The organism is Candidatus Marimicrobium litorale, assembly GCF_026262645.1.
Taxonomy (GTDB): Bacteria; Pseudomonadota; Gammaproteobacteria; order Pseudomonadales; family Halieaceae; genus Marimicrobium; species Marimicrobium litorale.
In genome coordinates, this window is record NZ_SHNO01000001.1 from 1,747,359 (window position 1) to 1,768,419 (window position 21,061).

Below are 21,061 nucleotides of genomic sequence, written 5' to 3' on the forward strand. Positions count from 1 at the left end.
TATCTTTTTGCGCTTTGGGTCCCTACCAAAAATCTCACTTAACGTCGGCGTAGCGCTCATTCCACTTGGTGATAATACTCTGGAGAGATCCGTCATTTTGAGTACTCACTAAAGCCCGATCAAAGGCCGCTATCATGGCTTCGTGGCCAGGCCAGGCACGTGCGGCCGCAATATGGCGCTTTACCGCTGGCAATGCTATCCCCATGACCTGCACCTGATTAATCTTGTCGTTCAACAGCTCGTGCAACTGCATAGTCGCTGTGCGTTGATCCGCGATGACAAAATCTACCTTGCCGGCAAGGAGATTGAGCAGGTTCGACACCAGAAGATCCTCTTCTACCTGCACCAGGTTGGGTATTCCATCAAAGTCGACACCGTACGCGTAGTCCCTGCGCACACCGAGGCGACCACCAGCCAACTCATCCAGACTGGTGTAAGCCCGGCGATTCGAGCGCAGCTTGAGGAGAATGAGATCGCTTTCCAGGTAAGGCTTGCTGAACAACAGATCCTGTTCCCGCTCGGGCGAATACCAGACCGAGGCCAGCGCATCGTAAACGCCGATACGCGCACCCTCTACGGCACGAGACCAATTTTCTATCGTTATCTCCGGCGTATAATCAGTTCGCGTAAATATATGCCGCACCAATTCCAGGGCCAGCCCCTGATCAGGAAGACCGGCGCCGGCATAAGGGGGCGAGGTATTCGCCAATAGACGAATGTCCTGTTCCGCCCGGACACTGCCGGCGAAGATCAGGATGAAAACAAAAACACTGACATATCTGGACACACTGTATTTAAACATTCCCGATCCTCTCTTGGGATAGACCTCTGTTGATCAAGAATAAACCCCCTACGGTAACCGCCGCAAGAAAACTTGCTCCTTTGGCTACCAATGCTATGCTCTTGTCACCTGTTCAAATCTTCGACGGTTGGCCCTTGCCCGTAAAGAAAATAGTTTTTTCTCTTATCGCTGCGGCGCTGCTGACCACGCTGTTGATGCAATTCCTTCCTGCTGAACAACTACGCATTCCTGCCGAGATACCTGCCGCAGAGCGCGCGCAAAACCGCTTACTCAATTTCGAGAGGATCGCCAATTTCCGCGATCTCGGTGGCTATCCAACAACGGATGGACGCCAGATTAAATGGGGGGTTTTATACCGATCTGGCACGCTCGCTCACGCCACCGATGCTGATATTGAAGGTATTTCACAACTCGGCCTCTCTACAATGGTCGATTTCCGGTCAGGCGCGGAAAAATCCGAAGAGCCGGACCGACTGCCAGAGCCCCCGGGTTTTACAATAGTCGAGATTCCCACCCTCGATGATGGCAATAAAATGGTCGCGGACATAATGGATCGCATTGAGAGTGGTGACTTCGGCGACATGCAGCCCAACCGGATGATGATAGAAGCCAATCGTCAGTTCGCGACAACCTTTACCCCCCAGTACCGTGAATTCATGCGAACGCTGCAACAGGCAGAGGGCGCACCCATACTCTGGCATTGTAGTGCGGGCAAGGACCGGGCCGGTTTCGCGGCCGCCATACTCCTGCGCATTCTGGGCGTCCCTCAGGAAATCGTGGTACAGGATTATATGGCCAGCAAGCAACACGCGTTGAACGCACGTAGGACACAACTTCTGCTGCTGCGCGTATTCAAGGGCGAAGAAGCCGCCGACAAACTTGGCGTTCTGATGGGGGTCGAGGAAGCCTGGATCAGGGCGGCTTTTGACGAAATTGATAGCGCATGGGGTAGCTTCGATAATTACGTGCGCGAGGGACTGGATCTATCGCGCGCCGATGTAGAAAAAATGCGACACCAGCTACTCACAGACCCCGCCTGAGCACATCAGTACGCCGTTAGTCCAATTTGTTGAGCCACACAAAGATCGGGTTTCCCTATAATATCCGGCCTCAGTCAGCATAGCTGTGTAAGTCGCTATCGACATCACGTCAATGGCATTCAGGCAAAGGGAGTCCGAGATGAATTTTGAATTTTCCGAGGATCAGTTGTTTATTCGGGATCAGGCGCGCAACTTCCTGAGCCGTGAATGCACGGCCGAAACCGTGCGTGCAGCGTTACTGTCTGAAAACCCCTGTGACCAGGCGCTATGGCAAAAAATTGTCGAACTCGGCTGGACCGGCATCGCGATACCGGAATCCCACGGGGGCCTGGGGCTGGGCTACCTCGAACTGTGCGTCATTGCAGAAGAAATGGGTCGCTCACTGGCACCAGTGCCCTTCGCGTCCAGCGTGTACCTGGCGACCGAGGCTATCAAGCGCTACGGTAGCGATGAGCAGCGCGCACATTACCTTCCCGGGCTCGCCTCCGGAGAACTCACAGGCACTCTCGCCATCAGCGAAGGCATTAATAGCGCGCAGCTCAACACAGAAGTAAAAAATCACAGGGCCAATGGCTGCAAGCTGCCCGTACCCGATGGCGACATTGCCGATTTTGTCGTCTTCACCGCGCGAGATTCAGGCGGTGCGACGGGGCTTTACATCACTGACCTCGCGGATGCGTCAGTGAACCGCGAGGTCGTAAGCAGCATGGACCCCAGTCGCTCCCAGGCACGCCTCACCTTTAACGACTGCGCCGCCCAACAACTGGGTGACGCGGGACAGGAGGCATTGACTGCCCTGCTGGACCAGGCGGCAGTACTACTCGCATTCGAACAGATTGGGGGCTGCCAGGCAGCACTGGACATGGGCATTGCCTATACCAGGGATCGCTATGCTTTTGGCAGAGCCATTGCCTCCTTCCAGGCCATAAAGCACAAGTTTGCAGATATGTATGTCGCACTCGAACTCGCCCGTGCCAATGCCTACTATGGCGCCTGCGCTCTGGCCAGTGATGCCCCCGACCTGCCGCTGGCCGCTGCCACCGCGCGGGTGAGTGCCACCGATGCGTACTACCTGATCAGTAAAGAAAATATTCAGGCACACGGGGGCATGGGATTCACCTGGGAGTTCAACTGCCACTTGTACTACCGGCGTGCGCAGCTGCTATCAACCCTGATTGGAGCGCTGCCAGCATGGAAGGAAAAACTGACCACCCGACTACTGCAAGCCGCCTGAGGAGACCAATATGGATTTCAACGATACCCCCGACTTGGCCAGTTTTCGGCAAGACGTCAAAACCTGGCTTGACGCGAATGCCGAACGTCGGACCGACAAACTGCATATGGGCATGGAAGGAGAGCAAGCCTTTCAGGAAGCCAAAGCCTGGTACAAGAAAAAAGCCGACGCCGGCTATGCTTGCCTCACGTGGCCCAAGGACTACGGCGGCGCCGGCCTGACACCGCTGCACGAGGTAGTCTGGACCCAGGAGGTAGAGCATTTTAAAACGCGCGATGCGCACTTCGTCATTGGCATAGGTAACTGTGGCCCTGCGATCCTGCATTTCGCGGAGGAAGAACAAAAACGCGAACTACTGCCCCGTATGGCCAGCGCCGAAGATGTCTGGTGCCAGCTGTTTAGCGAACCCAGCGCTGGTTCGGACGTGGCGGGATTGCGTACCCGTGCCGAAAAGAATGGTGATGATTGGACGCTAAATGGCCAGAAGATCTGGACCTCGGGCGCGCAATACTCCGACTACGGTGTAGTGCTCACCCGCACCGATCCAACGGTCTCCAAGTACCGCGGTCTCACGCTCTTTATGATCGATATGCGACAACCCGGCGTAGAGGTGCGCCCGATCAAACAAATGGATGGTGGGCAGCACTTCAACGAGGTATTTTTCCACGATGCCGTTGTGCCGGACAGCTATCGCCTGGGTGACGTGGGCGGCGGCTGGACAGGCGCACTCACCATTCTGATGAGTGAAAGACTCGCCATTAGTGGCGTACAGCCGACCGGTTTTCCCCAGTTTCTGGATCTCGTAAAATCACTGGAGCTGGACGGGGAGCCGATTGCGAATGATCCGATCGTGCGCGATCGCCTGGCCAGCTGGTACAGTCAATACGCCGGCCTGCAAGCGCTTTACAAGCGGATGCTAACGGCGGTGGCAAAGGGCGGTATCGCAGGCGCCGAAGCCTCTATGGGAAAACTGGTAGGTGCTGTAATGAATCAGGAGATCGCCAACTTCACCTGCCAGTTATTCGGGCCAGCGGGCATCATACTGGATCCGGAAATCAGTCCCGAGCGGGCGCACTTCGAGGAGCAGGTCTTGTTCTCGCCTGGCGTGCGTCTGGCCGGCGGCACTGACGAAGTCATGCGCAATATTTTGGCCGAGCAGGTGCTCGGCTTGCCGCAGGAACCGCGGGCTGACAAGGGTATCGCTTTCCAGGATATTCCAACCGGACCGAGCTAGGTAACAACACCGGGCGCACAGTCTTTTACGGTGGCCTTCAAGCTCTGTGACACTCGCAGCAAGTCGCAGCGCCATCGTTGAGCGGTTAGCCCATCAGCCCCATATACAACACAACCAGAATGGCTGGCGGTACCGCATAGCGCAGCAGGTTGTACCACACGGCCCACCCCGCAGAGCTCATGGGGGACAATTCATCTCGCGATTGCTCTTTTGACATGGCCCAGCCCACAAAAACTGCAATGAGCAAGCCGCCAATGGGCAGCAACAACTTCTCATACACATGTTCGAGAAGGCCATTAAAGTTCATCCCCAACACGGTGACATCACTCATCACGTTATACGACATCAGGCTGAGGAGACAGCAAATCGCGAGGGCTCCCGTGACGAGCAGAGCACTCTTGTGACGCGTCACACCGTAGCGCTCCTCTACCCAGGTGTTTACTGACTCCACCAGACCCACCATGGACGTAATACCCGCTACAGAAAGCATGAGAAAAAACAATACACCAAACAGGTGGCCTGCCGGCATCTGAGCAAAGGCAACAGGCAGGGTCTGAAAAATCAGCCCGGTGCCTGCAGCGGGATCAAGGCCATTATTGAAAACGGCGGGGAAAATCACCAGCCCGGCCAACAGGGCAATAGCCGTATCCGCTGCAACGATAATCAGGGCGGAGCGGCCAATGGAAATGGAGCGCGGCAGGTAGGAACCGTAGGTCATCATACCCCCCATCGCTACACCGATAGAGAAGAAGGCCTGCGTGATGGCTGCCAGCACTGTGCCCGCATTCACCTTGCTAAAATCCGGGGTGAGCAGCCAAACCAGCGCTTCTTCCATGCCGCCTGCAAACACGTTGTAGCAGGCGAGGCCAACAAGAAGGAGTATCATCGTGGGCATCATCACCACCACAGCGCGCTCGATACCCTTGCGTACACCCGCATAAATGATGACCCCGGTGATAGCCAGACCCACCAGTGTCCAGAACAGCATGCCTGCCGTACTCGCTAACACAGCGTCGAATTCGACAGCAGCGGATTCAGCTGTCACACCGGCAAAGCCAGTCATCAGTGCCTTGTACAAATACCACAGCACCCATCCCACAATGCCGGCATAAATAATTTCAATCACAAATGCGGCTATCAGACCCATGCTGCCGACACCGCGCCAGTGATTAGAGCGTCCACTTTCGCCGGCCACACGCGCCATAGACGTAGAGGGACAACCCTGCCCACGCCTTCCGATCAGTAATTCTGACATCAAAATAGGCATGCCGATGCCAAACGCACACAGCAGGTAGATCAGGATAAAAGCAGAACCCCCGTTCTCACCCGCGACGTAGGGAAAACGCCAAATATTGCCGAGGCCTACCGCGAATCCGACCGTGGCCATGAGAAAAGCGAAGCGAGAAGACCAGTGCGCGCCAGACGCTGCCATGTAACTCTCCCGTTATTGCTGTTGTAAGCGCCAGTCTACCGAAATTCACAAGCGGGTTCAGGTGTCCAAGGGCTGTGTCGTCTCCAACAACCAGTCACGCTCCGACCCGGCCAGCAGCGGACCTATCTCATCCATCACTCGCTGGTGATAGTCGTTGAGCCAGGCGATCTCGGTAGCGTCGAGAAGCTCAATCACCAGTAAGCGGGTATCGAAAGGAACCAGGCTCAGAGTCTCAAACTCCAGCATGCCCCCGTCACCCGTGGCGGAGTCTAACTCACGCACGATCTGTAGGTTTTCACAACGCATTCCAAAGGCGCCGTCACGGTAATAGCCAGGCTCATTGCTCACGATCATACCCGGCAGCAGGGGTACAGTACTTACTGCCTTGGATATTCGCTGAGGGCCTTCATGCACACTGAGGAATACACCGACCCCGTGCCCCGTGCCGTGGTCGTAATCAAGTCCTTCACGCCACAAGAACTGCCGCGCAAACCCATCCAGTTGTGTACCGGTTGTTCCACGCGGGAAGCGGACACGGGCCAGCGCGATATGCCCTTTCAACACCAGAGTAAACAGACGGCAGATTTCCGCATCGGGCTTACCGATCGCCACGGTGCGAGTAATATCGGTAGTACCGTCGAGATACTGCCCTCCGCTATCCACCAGGTAGACGCTGTCAATGGGAAGAGCAGCTGGTTTTCCATTGAGGTGGTTGTAATGGCACATGGCGGCATTCGCACCGGCCGCAGATATCGTGTCAAAAGAGCAGGCGTGAAATCTCTCGCCCTGCGCTCGTTCCCGGTAAAGTCGCTCGGCAAGCGTTGCCTCGTCGTGCAGGCGTCCGGCCGCGACCTCAGCATCCAGCCAGGCGAGAAAACGAATCTCTGCGACGGCATCGCGCCTATGCGCACTGCGACTACCCTCACTCTCTACCGCGTTTTTTCTCGCCTTGGGTAATTGCACCGGATCCGCCCCGTCAACCAGTATCGCACCGGCATTTGCCAGAGACAGTTGCACCCAGGCACTGGCAGCGCCAGCGTCTGCGAGCACACGTAGGCCAGAGTAAGCAGCAAACACCTCGACAACGTGTTCCTCCGGCACCACCCGCACACCCTCCCCTGCATGTTCAGGGAAACCTGGCGGCAAGCGTCGGGCGTCAACAAGCAGAGTGATTGACCCGTCCGCAGCCAGCATCGCCAGGCTCTGCACCACGGGGAGTTGAGGCATATCCATACCGCGGATGTTGAGTAACCAACTAATCGAATCCGGCGCGAACAAAAGTGCGGCATCGCAACCGCGCTTCACAAGCATGGCTGCGATGCGCTGCCGCTTGGACAGGCTGGACTCACCGGTCAGGCTATCCCCCAGCAAAAGAGCCGGTTTGGCGACTACAGCAGGACGGTCTGCCCAGCAGCGATCAACAGGGTTGTCTGTATCCGCCACCAGGTCTACCTTCGCCTCCGCCAGCGTTTTCTGCGCGGCCCTGAACCACTGCAGACTGTGCAGGCGCGGATCACAGGCGACACGGCTCTTGGCCGGAAGCACCGATGCCAGCCAATCAGCCAGAGGCTCATCCAATAGGTGATGATACTCAAACAGATCCGACGGAACCTCTGAACCTACCTGTACCGTGTAACGCCCATCGACAAAAATCGCTGCAGTGTCTCGCAGCACAACCGCGAGTCCCGCCGAACCGCTGAAGCCGCTGAGCCAGCGCAGGCGCTCGTTGCGCTCAGGTATATACTCGCCAAGGTATTCATCGGAACGGGGCACCAGACAGGCGTCGTAGCCGCACTGCGCCAGCCGTCCACGAACGGCACCGAGACGATCAGCGATGCGCATCATCGCGCGCCTGGGGATTGAGTGAAAGAGCGGTTAGTCGCAGGCACCAGACCGGGGCACGACAGCCGAGTGCCGCGCAGGCACGAAGGCCTATCCCTCGTAGAGATCAAAATCGTCTTTGGAAATACCACAATCCGGACATTCCCAATCCTCAGGTATATCCTGCCATTTTGTTCCCGCAGCAATACCATCATCAGGCAGTCCCTCGGCTTCATCATAAATAAAGCCGCAAATCACACATTCATATTTCTTGAAATCAGAATCACTCATTTAACGATCTCTCATCTGCTTGTTTTGTGCGCCGCATTATACGGCACAGCCCACAACGGGACGGTTCTGTTGGTCAGCAGAACTATACCAGAGCCGGCCTAAAAGTTGCCGTCAACGCTAATCCGGTATTTCTCACCTTCCGGGGTAGCGATCAATCCCAGCATTTCCTGCATCTGGGGTTCCAGTTCATCTTCACTGCGCATCAGAATGTTCAACGAGTAGCGCCTGTCATCCAACGCCACTCCCCCGCTGGCCTCAAGCGATCCTGCAAGGGTAACAATTTCACCGCGCAGGGGTTCACCATCGAGCTGCTGTAACTCAAGCGCATAACTACCCAGAGGCACAAGGCCACGCGGTGATTGCCAAGCGCCATCCTGCCAAACTAGTCTGCCCTGGGCACTGGCAGGCAGACCATTGATCAATGTGAGTTCTGAGAGCTGCAGTTTAAAGAGCCCATCGAGAGCAACGGGGGCGAAGTGGCGCAACACACCGGCGGCAATCTGCCCTTCGAAATCGTAAACCTCCAGATCGCTTTTCCCCCTGAGTAACAGATCACCGGAAAATGTCTGGTTGCCCCAGTCGCTACGCACATTAATACGCGGCGCAAACAGCAGAAGGGAGAGGGGCTCAAGGGTCCAACTAACGGAACCGAGATGCCAATAGCCCTGCGGTAGTCGCAAACGTACCGCCGATGCATGGCCATTCCAGAGGGTGCCACTCAATCCACTCATCATCAGCTGGTCGACAGGCACCACATAGTTCAAAAGGCGCGCGGGAACAGACACCAGCAGCAGTACAAATAAGACGAGGGCCAGACTGGCTGCCCAGAGCAAGCGGGGGATTTTCATACTATCCCGCCTCGGCTATTTTTACGGTGACATTGACTAAACCCGACGTTCCGGCCTGAGTCAGGGAGAGCTCGCGTACCAATAATCCCGTGCCGTTTTCCATCTCATGCAGCCACTGCATCATCGCACCGAAATCCGCATTCTCAAGGCGTACCTGAATTTCTCCCTGCCGATTCGGTTGCATGCGGATAACTGGCAGCTTGAACCGAGTGGTAGATTCGTTGATGACCGACGTGAGATTGCGCCGCGTACCCGGCTGGGCTCCGCTCTTGCGCAACTGCATAATTTGCGACACCATCGCGTCCACACGGACACGGGATTCCGCAACCGCCTCATTTTGAACGATCAGCACCTCCCGTCGATTGTCCAGCGGCGCCCACGCCAAACTATATAGTAGGTAGATCAGCACAACGCCCACCAGCACCAGCAGACTCAGCTGCTCTCTCTGCGCTAGCTGTGAGAACCACTCTTTCATGATCGGTCCTTGACTCGCAAGCGGGCACTGACCCGGTCGCCGCGTGTATTACTGCTCTCCATGACCGCCTCAAGACCCGCGTCGTTGATACGACTGCGCAGCTTTTCCACCGCATCAAAATCTCGCGCTCCGATATTGAGACGCATCTCATCGCTCTTGTCGTTGTAATTAACGGTCGTAATTGTTGTGCCGGGCAACGCATTAACCGCCGCGCCGACCGTATTCAGCAGCCGCACAAATCCACTACCCTCACCTGACCCGCCCATGGAATCAAGCTGACGGCGCAGCTGCTTTTCCACGTCGACCACCGCTCCGCGGGGAAAGGCGCTGCGATAGCTCGTCTCCATGGCACTACGCATGGCAAGATTTTGTTGCGACAGGCCTCGATATTCCGCATAGGTCGCCGAGACTTGCAGGATGAAAGCCGCAGCAAAAGCCATCGCGACAAGGCGCCACTGACGCCACCATAGCCCCAATGGCAGGCGGGGCGCATAGTGTCCCTGCAAAAGATTGAGATTGGGTTCCACAGACTCGCTGAGCATCAGGGCGGCACAAAGACCTCCCTGTCGCCACTGCACCCTGTCTCTGAATTCAACAGGCACCAGGGCAATATCCGCATCCTGGTCAGTCCCGTAAACCACAATGGCCTGGGGGTGATTCGAATCACGCAGTACACCCTGCAATACGGGATCAACCATGGCCGGCTCCAGTGTGAAACCGTCGCACTGTCCGGTACGCGCGATCACCTTGGCATCCTCTACCGCGAGACACCATTCGCCCGTCTGCCATGGCAGCAAGAGGGGCTCAGGTAACCACGCGGCCATGTCCGGCAGCGACTCGATAATCGTCTGCCACGCGGCCATTTGCTCGTGCGCAACAATCGCAACGCCGTACTCTGTATCACTCAGCGGGCAATAGGCAAAATGCAGGTCCTCCACATCAGTCGCGACCTGCTCTTCAAGCGAAAACGGCAGTGACCGGCTGAGGTGTTTTTTTTCCTCCGGGGCGACCGGCACCGTCAACAGGCGGGCGTCCTCTCCCGGCACCGCGAAACAGGCACGGATACGACGCTGTGAAAGGGCCGCTGCCAGTTGCTCAAGCACCCCCTCATTATCCAGCCAGCGTGGCTCTGTCCCGGCACCGGGGGGGTACCATGCCAGGCGGTCGCCGACCAGTCGTACTATAGTCGTGTCTCGCAAAACGTTGCTGTTCCCCGGATATGTCTCATTCGGCCGATGTAAGACAATGATTTAAAGGCTGCCGTTGGCTCTGGAAAGCGATCCGACCACGCGAGCTCGCCGCTGCAACACACTGTACAAGCGCATTTCCCTGTCGGCAACCTTCGCCGTTGCCGACAGCAGGAAATAGGAGCTGCTTTCGCCCAGTAGTGCGCTTGCTCCCTCCATCTTCGCTTTCTTGCCCGCAAATACCGGGCTTTCCAAAAATGCTTTCTTATCCTGGTACTCGCTGCTGCGCAACGCCTCTCCCTCTTCTTCCGTCAGCGGATTCAGATTGTCATCTTCATTAATACTGCGCAGCACCGTCGGAGGGGCTGTGTGAATGTTCAACTGGGTGTCTTCGGGCAGCGCGGCTACCCATGGGGCCAATGCAGCATAAATTTCCGGCGTCATATTGGCTACGGCACGCAGTTCACTGACACTCGTCAGGCTGCGATTAGGTGGGCGATACGCGGGCGTTAAACCCGAATAATAGTTATCCTCGGCCCCATTGAGGGCAGGCTCCTGATCTTCATCCAGCCAATCACTGATCGCGTCAACAATAACAATCGCTTCTTGCTGGCTCAGGGCCGGCTCACCGAGGGCCTGCAACAGGCGGATAAACTGCTGTTGCTGGGGCGTGAATTTACGCGGCTGTCCTGGCTGTATTGCAATTCTTTCCGCTAACAGGTTCAGGTTGAAAAGTCCCTGCAGATCTTGTAATTCTCCCCTGATCCAGCCAATACCCTCCAGAGGCATCGGCTGTTTGACCTCGTCGCTATTCCAGATCTCCGTGAGATCATCTCTGGGAATTTCGTCCTGCTTGTCCTGATCGTAGTCCGTTTTCAGGACCATGCCCGCCAGTTCCTCACCAGCACGCAGATAGGCCTGCACCTGCGCGTCGGACAGTATGTTGGCGCTCCTTTGGTAATAACGATTGAACTCGCTTTTCATGGCAACAGCCAGCGCCGCCGCTAATGCAAAAATCAGCATGGCGACTATCAACGCGGCGCCACCCTGGCGCTGCCGATCATTGCGCGCTTGTCGGTCTCTAAAGCGGAGGTAATGCATACAATCGCCTGATCTCTTCCCAGTCGTCCAACTGCAGTATGATTTCTACGGCGGTAGGTGGCGCAAGGCTGGCATTGGGCGCGCTCGTATCGGCCACCCAGTTCTCGATCCAATCGGAGGTATCTATGCTCAACCCGCGATTGCTCACCTGCAACTGATCCAACCCTGCCATAAAACGCAGTTGCATCTCGTCTACACCCTCCAGTAGCAGCACACTGGTCGGCTCGGTGCTTGCGGCGCGGTCCAGCACCGTGTAGCTATCCCGCCACAGCGCGTCGTCTTCGAGGCGGTAGTTCACCCGCTGCAAGTTGCTGCGTGGATAGCCATTCGGGTTGTGCCAGCCGGCGCGGGTAAAACTCAGGGGAAACCGGGCAAGCAGCCCGCCAGTCAAGCCCGGTTCACGTTCGCCGAATTCATCCCGAACAGGACGATCAACGAACTGGCGTAAGTCGCGAGAGAGGATCATGAAGGCACGGTTGATTTCATAAGAGCGGTCAGTGTTATCACGCAATCGTTCGGCGCCGCTCAAGACGGCGGAGAGACTGGTATAGGCGATCACCGAAACAAACGCCGTTATACCAAGCGCAATCAGCACCTCTACAAGCGTAAAACCGGCGGTCGCCCTGCGCGGTATCACGACGCCTCCAACGGGGGTTGGTCACCCTCCTGCGACGGTAATTCCTCCACGTCAGTTTCAAGGTCACTGGTCATAAATGCGGTCAGCGTGTAAACAGGATCATCGTCCTGTTCTCCCTCGGGGGCGACATTGATTTCGATACGATAGAACTTATCCATAGGCGTGGCCTTGGTCTCTTGCCACCAACGCCAATCGCGACCGGCCATAGGCGATACGCCGTTATCTTTCCCTGCGACCAGATTGCCGCTAGCCCCAATCACCAGCCGCATTTCATTGAGCTTATTGGCGGCTACCATCTGTGCAATGGTCTTGTCGCGCAGGTACGCGGTATCGTTCATCTGCTGCGACAGCGCCATCAACACAGCGGGCAATGCGATAGCCACAATGGCGAGCGCTACCATTACCTCCACCAGTGTGAATCCTCTGCTGTTCACTAGAGATCCTCGTCGTCCGGTCTGCCGCGGCGCATCACCTCAAACCGTCCCAACAGGTCCCACTCGATACGCCACAACAATTCACCGTCATCGGTCCGCACCACATCAATAGCCCCCACCGTTGTCTCGCCACTGGCATAAAAAACAACTTGCGGAGCCACTATATCGCTGCCCTCGTCCTCCAGTGACAACTCCACCAGCGGAGCGTCCTCCAGTTCAAGCTGCAGAGAAATACCCGGGGCCATAGCCTGAGTCTCGAACAGGTCTTTGCCGCTGGCAGGCGTTTGCCAGCCATCCAGAGCGCGCTCCAGCCACTGATAGCGGTAAATGACCTCCCTCCCCTCCAGACGTTCTTCGAGTAACAATCCGTAATCGACACCCGACATCTGTGCTTCATCCAGGGCATACGCACCAACACTTGCCAGGTTGCGCACTCGGGACTCCAGCTCGATCTCCTGTCCGCCGGAGGTAAAATTAAAGCTGACCATGGAGGTAATCAATACGATAACGAACAGGGCAACGAGCAGCTCCAGCAGACTGAAACCCCGGTGGCGGAAAACGACAGGGACAACACCACAACGTGACAAGGCGTCGCTGTGAGGCTGGCCTTGTGTTATCTTCATCGGCAATTGCAGATGCCAGCGGGTAGCCAACTGCCAAACAGCAATAGACACAGGGCACGAGCCCAAGGCATGTTATTCCTTACTTTTCCAGTTACCGATATCGGCATTCTGTCCCTCACCGCCCGACAGACCATCGGCACCCAGCGTATAAATATCTACCGCGCCATTTTCTCCGGGACTCAGATAGAGATAGGGGCGACCCCAGGGGTCAAAGGGAAGTTGCTCCAGGTAGCCACCCTGCTTGAAATTGCGCGGTTCGGGATCCAGTGTGCTGGCCTCCACGAGGGCCTCGAGGCCCTGCTCTGTCGTCGGATACACATAATTATCCAGACGATAAATTTTGAGGGCTGTTTCAATTGCGTTGAAATCAGCCCGCGCCTTTTGCACACGCGCCTCATCTGCACGGTTCAACACGGTGGGCGCGACCACGCTGATCAGCAACCCCATAATGACCAGCACCACCAGTATCTCAACCAGTGAAAAACCTGTATTTCGCTTCGCATTCATTGCTTAATTCACCATTGTATTTAAATCGAATATGGGCAGCAGGATGGCGAGCACAATCGTCAGTACCATACCACCCATAAACACCACCATCAGGGGCTCGAACAGACTCATCAAGGTGCCCAGTGTCATCTCCAGCTCGCGCTCCTGATTGGTCGCTGAGCGCTCCAGCATGGTCTCGAGTTCACCACTGGTCTCACCGCTGGCCACCATATGCACCATCATGGGTGGAAAACGGCCACTTTCTCGCAGAGCCCTGTTCAGGCTACTCCCCTCTTGCACGTGCTCTGCCACCTCCTCGCTGTCATCGCGTAACACCAGGTTGACCATCACCTGTCCAGAAATTCGCAATGACTCCAACAGAGGCACTCCGCTGGCCATCAGTATACTCAGTGTCGAGGCGAAACGCGCCGTGTCCATTACGATGAGCAATCGAGATAAACCCGGTATCCGCAGCAACAGTCGGTGCCAGCGCTTGCGACGCTGGGGCGGACGCAGAAAGCGTCGAAACAAAACGGTAAACGTCACTGCGCCCAACACCACCCATAGCCCGTACTGCTGCGAAAAATCACTGGCCACAATCAAACCCTTGGTCAGCACCGGTAAATCACGATCGCTATGCGCAAAAATACCGACCAGTTCCGGCACCACGAATACCATCAGCAAAAAAATCACTGCGACCGCCACGCCGACCAGTATAAAGGGGTAAATCATAGCCATTTTGAGTTTCTGGCCGGTGAACTGCCGCTGTTCGGTATAGTCCGCCAGATTCTCAAGCACCGGGCCAAGATAGCCGGCGTGTTCTCCGGCGGTCACCATCGCACAATACATTTCATCGAATACACGTGGGAACTCTCCCATGCCATAGGCCAGTGTGTGCCCCTCGGCGACCCGCGAACGTACCTGTAACAACATGCCCTTAATACGCGGACTGCGGCTTTGTTCCGCCGTCGCCTGCAGGGCCTCGTCCAGCGGCAAATTGGCCTCGACCAGCGTGGCAAGCTGGCGCGTGATCAGCGCCAGGTCACCAACGCTGATCCGGGAAAAATAGACCGAGAGGTTAAAGCGGTCCTTGTTGCCCTCGGCGCGATTGGCTTCGGCAACTTCGACGGGTCGTAATTCTTTGCCGCGCAATTGCCCGCGGATCTGACGCTCGGAGTCTCCCTCCAATACACCTTTTACCAATTTGCCGTCGGCGTTGAGCGCCCGGTAACGATAAGCGGTCATGGCTTAGTTCGCCGCCGGTCAGACAATGGAGGTCACGCGCATGACCTCTTCAATGCTGGTTTCACCTGCCACGATGCGGCGTCGGCCATCATTTTCGATACCCGGATAGTGTTGACGTGCGACCTTGAGCACATCCTGCTCATTCGCGCTCTCATAAATTAGCTGGCGCATTGCATCGTCAATTTCAATCAACTCATAGATGCCGGTACGGCCTCGATAACCGGTGTACTTGCATGCCTCACAGCCGGTAGCGTGAAAAATATTCACCTGCTCTTTCTCGTCCAGATGCAGCTGCTGTCGCTCCGCCACGGTGGGCTCGGCCTCTTCTTTGCAATCACTACAAAGTAGACGCACGAGACGCTGGGACATGACGGCGACCAGACTGGAAGACAGCAGGAACGGCTCAATTCCCATGTCTTTGAGACGGGTTATTGCGCCAATCGCGGTATTGGTATGCAGCGTCGACAGAACAAGGTGACCTGTGAGCGAGGCCTGCACGGCAATTTCAGCCGTCTCAATATCCCGGATTTCGCCAACCATGACGACATCAGGATCCTGCCGCAAGATAGCGCGCAGTCCTCGGGCAAACGTCATGTCCACTTTCGGGTTCACCTGGGTCTGGCCAATACCAGGCAACATGTACTCCACCGGATCCTCAATGGTCAATATATTGCGCGAGGATTCGTTGATTTCCCCCAGCCCCGCATAAAGCGTGGTGGTTTTACCGGAGCCGGTAGGGCCCGTCACCAGAATGATACCGTGGGGACTGTGAAGGTGCTTTTTGTAGGCACCCAGCACCTGCTCATTCATCGCCAATTGCTGCAGCTGAAGCTGGCCGGCGGCCGTATCGAGCAAGCGCAACACCACCCGCTCTCCGTGCGCGGAGGGAATGGTAGACATACGAATATCCACAGCGTGCCCGGCAATTTTCACCGAGATACGACCGTCCTGTGGCACCCGTTTTTCCGCAATATCCAGTCTCGCCATCACCTTCAGACGAGATACCAGCAAAGGCGCCAGCATGCGCTTGGGTGAAAGCACCTCCGAGAGAACACCGTCTACGCGGTAACGCACACTGAGCCGATCCTCGAACGTCTCGACGTGTATATCCGAGGCCTGCTCCCGCACGGCTTGCGACAGGATGGCGTTGATCAGGCGAATAATGGGCGCGTCGTCTTCCGCATCCATCAGGTCACCTGCATCGGGTATGGCATCTGCGATGCGACTCAGATCCGCGTCGGAGCCGATGTCCTCGGCCATTTGCACCGCCTCGTTGTCAGTGCGCTGGTAGGCCAGTGTCAGGCGCCGCTTGAAGTCGCTTTCAGGGACCTCGCAGAGATCGAAGGGAATGCCAACAAAACGCCGCAATTCAACCAGCACTTGCACGGAGGGCTGACCGGTATACACCACCAAGGTAGAGCCGTCCTCAGCGCTGTCGAGCAATACGTTGTGCTGTTGGGCAAAAGTGAACGGCAGACCGGTGCGAGCAGGATCGGGCCCGCTCACCGTATCTACCTGCGGTTCCGCGCTCACGGCGTCTCCGCTGGAGGCGTGGGAGCACCGGGACCGTCGGCGCCAGACTGCTGGGCACTCAGTGTTTTCAGCTCCTGTATCTGCGACTCCCACTCGGGCAGCTCAGGAATATCCTGATCATCGAGGTAGAGCAGGCCCTGAGCCTTGCGCAGTGCCTGCTGGTCGCGAATATAACTGTATTTCTGCGCGGTCGCACCGGCCAGTTGCTTGTTGTCCCGAATAATCGTGGGACGCAGGAAAATCATAAGATTCTGCTTGGTCACTTTCTCACGGTCGCTGCGAAACAAGCGACCGAGATAGGGAATGTCACCGAGGAAGGGCACCTTCTGCTGCGCATCCTGCACATCATCCTTGATCAGGCCACCCAGTACGACGATCTCGCCATCAATCGCCAGGACCTTTGTCTGAATCATGCGCTCGTTGGTGATCAGGTCTGAAGCGGCTACCGACAGACCGCTGAGGCTGGAGACCTCCTGCGAAATATCCAGCACCACCGCGTCACCTTCATTGATATGAGGCGTCACTGTAAGCGTAATACCCACATTCTGCCGCTCAATGGTCTGAAAAGGATTTACCGATGAGCCGGCGCCGCCCGTGTTGGTGAACGAGCCCGTCACAAAGGGTACGTTCTGCCCTACTGTAATAAACGCTTCCTGATTATCCAGGGTAAGAATACTCGGCGTAGAAAGAATGTTGGCATTCTGCCTCTCCTTCAGCGCATTGAGTATGACTACCATGGTCAAGCTGTCATCAATCTGCCCCCAACCGAAGGACAGGCCGGGCGTGCCCGCCAGGGCACCCGCAACATCGGTGAGATTAAAATCGTTATCCTGATTGGACGCGGCGTTGTCCTGTCCGGGAAAAATCGCATTAGCCAAATTTTGGGTGCGAGCGTCGTTGGCATTGACGTTACTGCCGAAGGAACCGTTAGAATCTGCGAACAACCACTGCAGGCCGAGGTCCTGGCCGTCGATAACCTCCATCTCGACGATAATCGCCTCCACCAGCACCTGTGCCCTGCGAATGTCCAGTCGATGAATAACCGCCTCCAGCGCCGCCATTTCATCAGTGTCTGCGGTGATGATCAGGGCATTGGTACCCTCGTCCGCCTCAATGGTGGCAGAGTCGGACTGTCCCCGAGCGGGGCTGCCCTCTGCTGGCTCCAGATCACTGATATTCTTCATGACGCGGGTGAGTACCTCCGCTATCTCTGTGGCCTCGGCATACTCCAGATAAATCACCTTGACGTTACCACTCTGCTCCAGCGGCGTATCAAGGTGGTTAATGAGCTTGCGCAAGCGGGCACGCTCAATCTCATCACCGCTGACCAGCACGCTGTTAGTGCGAGCATCAGCGACCAATAATACCTCGGGCTCCCCGCCAGACTGTTTGGCCTCGGACTTGTTCAATTTATCCAGCATTTTCACCACGTCGTCTGCTACGGCGTAGCGCAATTTGATGATGTCCGTCTGCTGCACAGCGGACTTGTCCATACGATCGATAATGCTGGAAATTTTATCAATGTTCGATGCAACATCGGAAATAATAATGGCGTTACTGGGCGCGTAAGCTGCCATGTGTGCCTGCTGCGGCACGAGGGGGCGCAGCACCGGAATTAACTTGGCCGCAGAAATATTTTCCAACCGGATCACCTGGGTCATGTACTCCTCAGTCCTGGTGGCAGTTGCCTCATCACGCACGGCCACGGGTGATGAGCGCGCGTCCTTGCTGGGAATCACTCGCACCACATCGCCCGACCGCACGGCTGTGTAGCCGTGCACCTCGAGGATAGAAAGAAACAATTCGTATAGCTCACTGGCCGACACCGGACGGGTGGACACTACCTTGACCTTGCCCTTAACTGCCGGGTCTACCACAATCGTTGCACCGGTCACCTCAGCCACGAACTTGATGAGCTCCTGAATATCGGTGTCCTTGAGATTAACCGTGTAATCTTGCGCCCACGCCGAACCCCCACCGAACAAAAGACCAAACATCACAGCCAATGCAGGCAAAAGGCGAACTCTTGAATTGGTGGTCACTGACACGTCATCCTTCTTGCTGTTGTCACTCTGTCGCCCCGCTGTCCAGATTCACACTGAGCGTTATTTGCTCACCACCGCGCTCAATCTCGAATACCGCCTCACTGGCGTCGCGCAGCCCAGTGTACAACACCATTGTGTTTGCCGGGTTATCCAGATTGACGCCGTTTACCGCTAACACAATGTCTCCTGCTTTGAACCCCAACTGGGCAAATTGTTCCCTGTCCTTGCCCGGGTTCACCCGGTAACCTCGCAGACTGCCATCATCCCGAACGGCAACAACGTTAACGACGCTAGACAGCGATTGGGGATTCTCATACAGACGCTCCCGATAACTGCGCGCGAGTTCCGTCGTGTCTGCATCCGCACGTTTTTCCGCCTGGTTGGCAGGTACAGGGCTAGGCTTGGGCTCGGCAGTTAAGGCCTTGCTGATCACCGACTTATCGAACAGTACCAGCAGCTCATAAGTACCCCCGTTATCGATGACCACCTGGGTAGGCATTACCTTGGCCAGCTCCACCCTGCCCGGCACAGGCAACTTGTCGCCTACCGCATAGACGGCCTGGCGCTTTTTCGACTCGATGACCGCACGGCCAAGCCCATCTTCTGTCGATGCCACAATACCACGCAGCACCACATTGAGCCGAGTCTCGCGTGCGCCCTTCTCAATTCCCTCTCGGGCGCTGTCCTGCAAGACTTTCACCGGCGCCGCTGACACCGGCACCGCAGCACCGGGCTTACCGAAAAGATGCCAGGCCACTACCTGGTCGATATCGATGGGCTCTGCGCCGACCCGCACACTGCCGCTGACCACCGGATTCATCACCTCGGGCATCGATTCAGGGACCGGCTCCGCTATGGGCACCAGGGCCCAGATCAGTCGGCTGAGTGCAAAAACCGCCCACAGGAGAAAAATCGCCATCAAACCGCGCCGCAGCCGCCGCTGCCCCGATGGCCGGGAGAACAGTTCCAGCAATGGAGACACCAGGTGACCCAGGCGCCCCGATGCTGCACTCGTGTTGCGTGTCCACTGGACGGGCAAAGCAGGCTCCCTCAAAAGGCCGCCAGCCCGAAGCAGGCCGCAGCGTAATAGTCCCCGATTATAGGTGGCGCGCGATAAAGTTGAAACCGCTCCTCGCACCCATCTCGCGGACACACTGGAACCGGTAATATTGTACTTTTCCGCTGTTATTGGATTCGACGCCTGCGGCCTGCGGATATTGCGCCCAACCAGCTCGTACGGGCTATACTCATGGCCCACGCCACCCGGCCCACCAATGGCGTCCGGGCGCCGCTACTGGAGAGCCGCACGATCATGAATTTTGATATCCCTGAAGACCTGCAGACCTATCTGGGGGAGCTCGATGCCTTCATCGAATCCGATATCCTGCCACTGCAGATGAAGGACGATAACAACCGCTTCTTCGACCATCGCCGGGAGCACGCTCGCACCGATTGGGATAACGGAGGCCTGCCCACCGAGGACTGGGAATCCCTGCTGCTGGAGGCCAAGCGCCTGGCAGATACAGCCGGTCATTTCCGTTTCGCTTCGCCGGTGAAATACGGTGGTCGCGACGGCAGCAATCTGGAAATGGCGGTGATCCGCGAGCACCTTGCTACCCGCGGCCTCGGCCTGCACAACGATTTGCAGAATGAGCACTCTATTGTGGGCAATAACATCGGCCTGTTGCTGATGATCCACTATGGCAGCGATAAGCAGAAAAGCGAATGGATAACCGACCTAAGTGAAAGCCGCCGCTACTTCACCGTAGGGATCACGGAAAGCGCCCACGGCTCCGACGCCACCCATATGGAAACTCACGCGACCCGGTCAGGAAACACGTGGACCATTAATGGCGAAAAATCGTGGAACACAGGCATACACAGAGCCAGCCACGTGCTCCTGATAGCCCGCACGGGAGGTAAGGCCGGTGACGCGGGCGGTCTCACCGCGTTCCTCGTACCAAGGGACAGTAAGGGACTGGTCGTAGAGGAAATGTTGTGGACATTCAACATGCCCACGGACCATGGACGCGTGTCCTTTACCGATGTGCAGGTACCACACGATTGCATTCTCGGTGGTGAGGGCAAAGCCCTTCAGGTGGTACAGCATTTTTTCAACGAAAACCGTATCCGCCAGGCCGCCTCGTCGCTTGGGGCAGCGCAGTTCTGCATCAATGAATCGGTACAATACGCGACAGAACGTGCGCCTTTCGGCAAACCGCTATCGACCAATCAGGGCATCCAGTTCCCCCTTGTCGAGTTACAAACAGAAGCGGAAATGCTGCGAGCACTGGTGCATAAGACGGCTTGGCAAATGGACACCTACGGCGCCTTTTCGGTGTCAGACAAAGTCTCCATGTGTAACTACGTCGCTAATCGCCTGTGTTGTAACGCGGCCGACCAGGCCATGCAGGTGCATGGTGGAATGGGTTATTCCCGACACACGCCTTTCGAACATATTTATCGCCATCATCGCCGCTATCGCATTACCGAGGGCACAGAGGAAATACAAAAGCGCAGAGTGGCGGGCTACCTGTTCGGCTACATGAACAAAGCGGCACCCAAGGGAGTCAACACTGACAATAGCTGATCA

General features: G+C 56.6%; 20 protein-coding genes. 4 read left to right on the top strand and 16 right to left on the bottom strand.

Going from position 1 to position 21,061, the window contains the following annotated elements:
- Positions 1–34: 34 nt before the first annotated feature.
- On the bottom strand, positions 35–802 hold the full coding sequence (locus EYC82_RS07740; RefSeq protein WP_279248967.1) for a substrate-binding periplasmic protein: 768 nt from the start codon (positions 800–802) through the stop codon (positions 35–37).
- Positions 803–831: 29 nt separating this feature from the next.
- Here EYC82_RS07740 and EYC82_RS07745 point away from each other — a divergent pair, with 29 nt between their 5' ends.
- The 3 genes from EYC82_RS07745 (at position 832) to EYC82_RS07755 (ending at position 4,310) form a co-directional block, all read left to right on the top strand.
- Positions 832–1,842 carry a tyrosine-protein phosphatase gene (locus EYC82_RS07745; RefSeq protein WP_279248968.1) on the top strand — a complete coding sequence of 337 codons (1,011 nt, stop codon included), beginning with the start codon at positions 832–834 and terminating at the stop codon, positions 1,840–1,842.
- A gap of 139 nt (positions 1,843–1,981) precedes the next feature.
- A complete protein-coding gene (locus EYC82_RS07750; protein ID WP_279248969.1) occupies positions 1,982–3,076 on the top strand; it encodes an acyl-CoA dehydrogenase family protein in 1,095 nt (364 codons plus the stop codon).
- A 10-nt stretch (positions 3,077–3,086) separates the two neighbouring features.
- Entirely contained in the window at positions 3,087–4,310 is a 1,224-nt protein-coding gene (locus tag EYC82_RS07755) for an acyl-CoA dehydrogenase family protein (protein ID WP_279248970.1), read from the top strand.
- 85 nt (positions 4,311–4,395) lie between these two features.
- Here the strand turns inward: EYC82_RS07755 and EYC82_RS07760 are convergent, their stop codons facing one another.
- The 15 genes from EYC82_RS07760 to gspC all read right to left on the bottom strand — a co-directional run bounded on the left by EYC82_RS07760 (position 4,396) and on the right by gspC (position 19,507).
- On the bottom strand, positions 4,396–5,742 hold the full coding sequence (locus EYC82_RS07760; protein ID WP_279248971.1) for a sodium-dependent transporter: 1,347 nt from the start codon (positions 5,740–5,742) through the stop codon (positions 4,396–4,398).
- A gap of 57 nt (positions 5,743–5,799) precedes the next feature.
- Positions 5,800–7,587 carry an aminopeptidase P family protein gene (locus tag EYC82_RS07765; RefSeq protein ID WP_279248972.1) on the bottom strand — a complete coding sequence of 596 codons (1,788 nt, stop codon included), beginning with the start codon at positions 7,585–7,587 and terminating at the stop codon, positions 5,800–5,802.
- 87 nt (positions 7,588–7,674) lie between these two features.
- Positions 7,675–7,854: a rubredoxin gene (locus EYC82_RS07770; RefSeq protein ID WP_279248973.1), complete on the bottom strand. Its 180-nt coding sequence runs from the start codon at positions 7,852–7,854 to the stop codon at positions 7,675–7,677.
- 98 nt (positions 7,855–7,952) lie between these two features.
- Positions 7,953–8,702, bottom strand: a complete 750-nt coding sequence (locus tag EYC82_RS07775; RefSeq protein WP_279248974.1) for a type II secretion system protein N — start codon at positions 8,700–8,702, stop codon at positions 7,953–7,955.
- A gap of 1 nt (position 8,703) precedes the next feature.
- On the bottom strand, positions 8,704–9,177 hold the full coding sequence (gene gspM / locus EYC82_RS07780; protein ID WP_279248975.1) for a type II secretion system protein GspM: 474 nt from the start codon (positions 9,175–9,177) through the stop codon (positions 8,704–8,706).
- Positions 9,174–10,376, bottom strand: a complete 1,203-nt coding sequence (gene gspL, locus EYC82_RS07785) for a type II secretion system protein GspL (protein WP_279248976.1) — start codon at positions 10,374–10,376, stop codon at positions 9,174–9,176. The genes gspM and gspL overlap by 4 nt, the downstream gene beginning before the upstream one ends.
- A gap of 51 nt (positions 10,377–10,427) precedes the next feature.
- On the bottom strand, positions 10,428–11,465 hold the full coding sequence (gene gspK, locus EYC82_RS07790; protein WP_279248977.1) for a type II secretion system minor pseudopilin GspK: 1,038 nt from the start codon (positions 11,463–11,465) through the stop codon (positions 10,428–10,430).
- Positions 11,446–12,102, bottom strand: coding sequence for a type II secretion system minor pseudopilin GspJ (gspJ, locus tag EYC82_RS07795; RefSeq protein WP_279248978.1), 657 nt, complete (start codon positions 12,100–12,102; stop codon positions 11,446–11,448). The genes gspK and gspJ overlap by 20 nt, the downstream gene beginning before the upstream one ends.
- The gene (gene gspI, locus EYC82_RS07800; protein WP_279248979.1) at positions 12,099–12,536 is read right to left on the bottom strand and encodes a type II secretion system minor pseudopilin GspI; all 438 of its coding nucleotides are present in this window, start codon (positions 12,534–12,536) and stop codon (positions 12,099–12,101) included. Before gspI ends, gspJ begins: the two co-directional genes overlap by 4 nt.
- A complete protein-coding gene (locus tag EYC82_RS07805; protein WP_279248980.1) occupies positions 12,536–13,159 on the bottom strand; it encodes a prepilin-type N-terminal cleavage/methylation domain-containing protein in 624 nt (207 codons plus the stop codon). The genes gspI and EYC82_RS07805 overlap by 1 nt, the downstream gene beginning before the upstream one ends.
- Before the next feature lie 72 nt (positions 13,160–13,231).
- On the bottom strand, positions 13,232–13,666 hold the full coding sequence (gspG, locus tag EYC82_RS07810) for a type II secretion system major pseudopilin GspG (RefSeq protein WP_279248981.1): 435 nt from the start codon (positions 13,664–13,666) through the stop codon (positions 13,232–13,234).
- Between the two features lie 3 nt (positions 13,667–13,669).
- Positions 13,670–14,890, bottom strand: a complete 1,221-nt coding sequence (gene gspF / locus EYC82_RS07815; RefSeq protein WP_279248982.1) for a type II secretion system inner membrane protein GspF — start codon at positions 14,888–14,890, stop codon at positions 13,670–13,672.
- An 18-nt stretch (positions 14,891–14,908) separates the two neighbouring features.
- Positions 14,909–16,423, bottom strand: a complete 1,515-nt coding sequence (gene gspE, locus EYC82_RS07820) for a type II secretion system ATPase GspE (RefSeq protein ID WP_279248983.1) — start codon at positions 16,421–16,423, stop codon at positions 14,909–14,911.
- Entirely contained in the window at positions 16,420–18,420 is a 2,001-nt protein-coding gene (gspD, locus tag EYC82_RS07825) for a type II secretion system secretin GspD (RefSeq protein WP_279250665.1), read from the bottom strand. The genes gspE and gspD overlap by 4 nt, the downstream gene beginning before the upstream one ends.
- A 70-nt stretch (positions 18,421–18,490) precedes the next feature.
- Positions 18,491–19,507 (bottom strand): type II secretion system protein GspC, encoded by a 1,017-nt coding sequence (gene gspC / locus EYC82_RS07830; RefSeq protein ID WP_279248984.1) that lies wholly within the window; start codon positions 19,505–19,507, stop codon positions 18,491–18,493.
- 210 nt (positions 19,508–19,717) lie between these two features.
- On the opposite strand from gspC, the gene EYC82_RS07835 reads away from it, so the two are divergent.
- The gene (locus EYC82_RS07835; RefSeq protein WP_279248985.1) at positions 19,718–21,058 is read left to right on the top strand and encodes an acyl-CoA dehydrogenase family protein; all 1,341 of its coding nucleotides are present in this window, start codon (positions 19,718–19,720) and stop codon (positions 21,056–21,058) included.
- Positions 21,059–21,061 lie beyond the last annotated feature (3 nt).